The sequence below is a fragment of the Streptomyces sp. WELS2 genome (assembly GCF_013870595.1).
Lineage (GTDB): Bacteria > Actinomycetota > Actinomycetes > Streptomycetales > Streptomycetaceae > Streptomyces.
This window is the reverse complement of sequence record NZ_JACBWZ010000898.1, coordinates 1-2,348: the sequence shown is the minus strand read 5'-3', so window position 1 is coordinate 2,348 and position 2,348 is coordinate 1. Positions and strand designations below refer to the sequence as shown.

At 72.1% G+C, this 2,348-nt stretch carries 2 protein-coding genes; both read right to left on the bottom strand.

The window, feature by feature from the left end:
• On the bottom strand, window positions 1-1,365 hold a 1,365-nt coding region (locus tag H5J33_RS31450; protein ID WP_181798156.1), incomplete at its 3' end, for a sugar ABC transporter substrate-binding protein.
• A 91-nt stretch (window positions 1,366-1,456) separates the two neighbouring features.
• The gene (locus tag H5J33_RS31445; protein ID WP_181798155.1) at window positions 1,457-2,227 is read right to left on the bottom strand and encodes a DeoR/GlpR family DNA-binding transcription regulator; all 771 of its coding nucleotides are present in this window, start codon (window positions 2,225-2,227) and stop codon (window positions 1,457-1,459) included.
• Between the last annotated feature and the right edge of the window lie 121 nt (window positions 2,228-2,348).

Sequence of the window (2,348 nt, the reverse complement as noted above, 5' to 3'; positions counted from 1 at the left end):
TCGTCCCTCGTACTCCTCGGAGATCCGTTCGGCGAGCCGCTGGGACTTGCGCAGCGCCGAGGCGACGGACTGGCGTCCGGCGATGGCCGCGCTGATCTCCTGGGAGACCTTGGTGCCCAGGTCGGTGAACTCGGGGATGCCGACGAACTGGATGCCGGGCGCGGGGCGCGGCTGGACGCCGGGGTCGTCCGGGCGGCTGCTCTCGATGGCCTTCCTGGTCATGTCCTGGAAGGCGGCGGCGGACGCCCGGTAGTCGGCGTCGGCGTACGTCGAGGCCCGTTTGCCCGCGGGGACGTTCGCCCAGCCGCTGGTCTCGCCGACCAGCCGTTCGTAGCCCTTGCCGGATGCCCAGGAGACGAACTTCCAGGCCTTGTCCGGGTTGCGGGAGGCCTGCTGGATGCCCCAGGCCCAGGTGTAGAGCCAGCCGGAGGAGGCGGTGCGCTCCACGGGCGCGGGGGCGTAGCCGAGCTTGCCGCGCACCGGCGAGCCCTTCGCCTCCAGCAGGCCGGCCGCGGAGGTGGCGTCGTACCACATGGCGGTCTTGCCCTGGGTCATGTTGTTCAGGCACTCGGCGAAGCCGGACTGGGCGGCGCCGGACTCGCCGTGCCGGCGGACCAGGCCGACGTAGAACTCGGTCGCCTCGCGGAAGGCGGGCGAGTCGAGCCGGGCCTTGAAGTCCTTGTCGAACCAGGTGCCCCCGAAGGTGTTCACGACGGTGGTCAGGGGTGCCGTCAGCTCGCCCCAGCCGGGCAGTCCGCGCAGGCAGATGCCCCGCATGCCGGGCCGGGCGCCGTCCGCCTTCGCGGCCAGGTCGGCGACCTGCCGCCAGGTGGGGCGGGCGGGCATCGTCAGGCCCTTCGCCGCGAACACGTCCTTGCGGTACATCAGGAAGGACGACTCGCCGTAGAAGGGCTGCCCGTAGAGCTTGCCGTCGGCGCCGGTGAGCGCCTTGCGCAGGGGCCGCAGGACGTCCGGTTCGTCGTAGGCGGGGTCCTTGGCCACGTACGAGTCCATCTCGTGCAGCCAGCCGTTGCGGGCGTAGATCGGTATCTCGTAGTTGGACAGGGTGGCGACGTCGTACTGGCCGGCCTGGTTGGCGAAGTCCTGGCTGATCTTGTCGCGGACGTCGTTCTCCGGCAGGACCGTGAAGTTGACCTTGATGCCGGTGTCCCGGGTGAAGTGGGCGGCGGTCAGCTTCCGCAACTCGGTCATCTGCGGGTTGTTGACCATCAGGACGTTGATGGCGTCGCCGCCGGAACCGGACCCGCCCGCACCGGCCCAGCAGCCGGACAGCAGCGGGGCGAGCAGCGTCCCGGCGGCCACGGCGAGCGCCGCTCGCGGCCTCCGTCGGCTCGGGGTGCGCATGGATCGCTCCTGGATAGAAGGGAAGAAAAGGGAGATAAAGGGCGTACGAAAGGGTGCTGCGGCCAGGGAAGCAGGCGGGGCGGGCAGGCGGTCAGACCCGGATGACCTGGGGGCCCAGCAGGGAGTAGCGGTGGGCCTCGGCGGACGGCAGGAGGGTGCTGGTCACGATCGCCTCCAGCGCGCCGACCTCCGCGAACCGGCAGAAGCTGACCGCGCCGAACTTGCTGTGCACACCCACGAAGACGGTGCGGCGGGCCGCCCGGACGGCCTGCGCCTTCACCTCGCTGACCGCCGGGTCGGGGGTGGTCAGGCCGTACTCGCGGGATATGCCGTTGGCCCCGATGTAGGCGAGGTCGATCACGAAGCCGGCCAGCATCCTGGTCGTCCAGTGGTCGACGGTGGCCAGCGTGCCCGGGCGGATCCGGCCGCCGAGCAGCAGCACGGACACTTGGTCGGCCTCCGCGAGGGCGCCCGCGACCGGCAGGGAGGCGGTCACGACGGTCAGCGGCCGGTCCCGGGGCAGCGCCTCGGCGATGAGCCGCGGGGTGAAGCCCTCGTCGACGAAGACCGTCTCGGCCTCCCCGAGCAGTCCGGCCGCCGCGGCGGCGATCCGGCGCTTCTCGGGCACCCGGCTGGTGGCGCGGAAGGCGAGCGTCGTCTCGAAGCCGGCACTCTCCACCGGATAGGCGCCGCCGTGGGTGCGGCGGACGAGGCCGTGGTCCTCCAGCGCGCGCAGATCGCGCCGGATGGTCTCCTTGGCCACGCCGAGTTCGGCGGCGAGGGCGGTGACGTCCACCGAGCCGGTGGCGCGCGCGGCCCGCACGATCTCGCGCCGGCGTTCCTCCGCGGTCCACGTGCCCATGTCGTCACCCGCCTCCCTGTGGAGTTGCCCGTTCGGGCCCATGGGGGAAGTTCTACCGCCGGTGCGCGGCGCTGACCAGGTCTGTCGCGGGCCCGATGCTGCCCGTTTGCGCCCGCTTCAC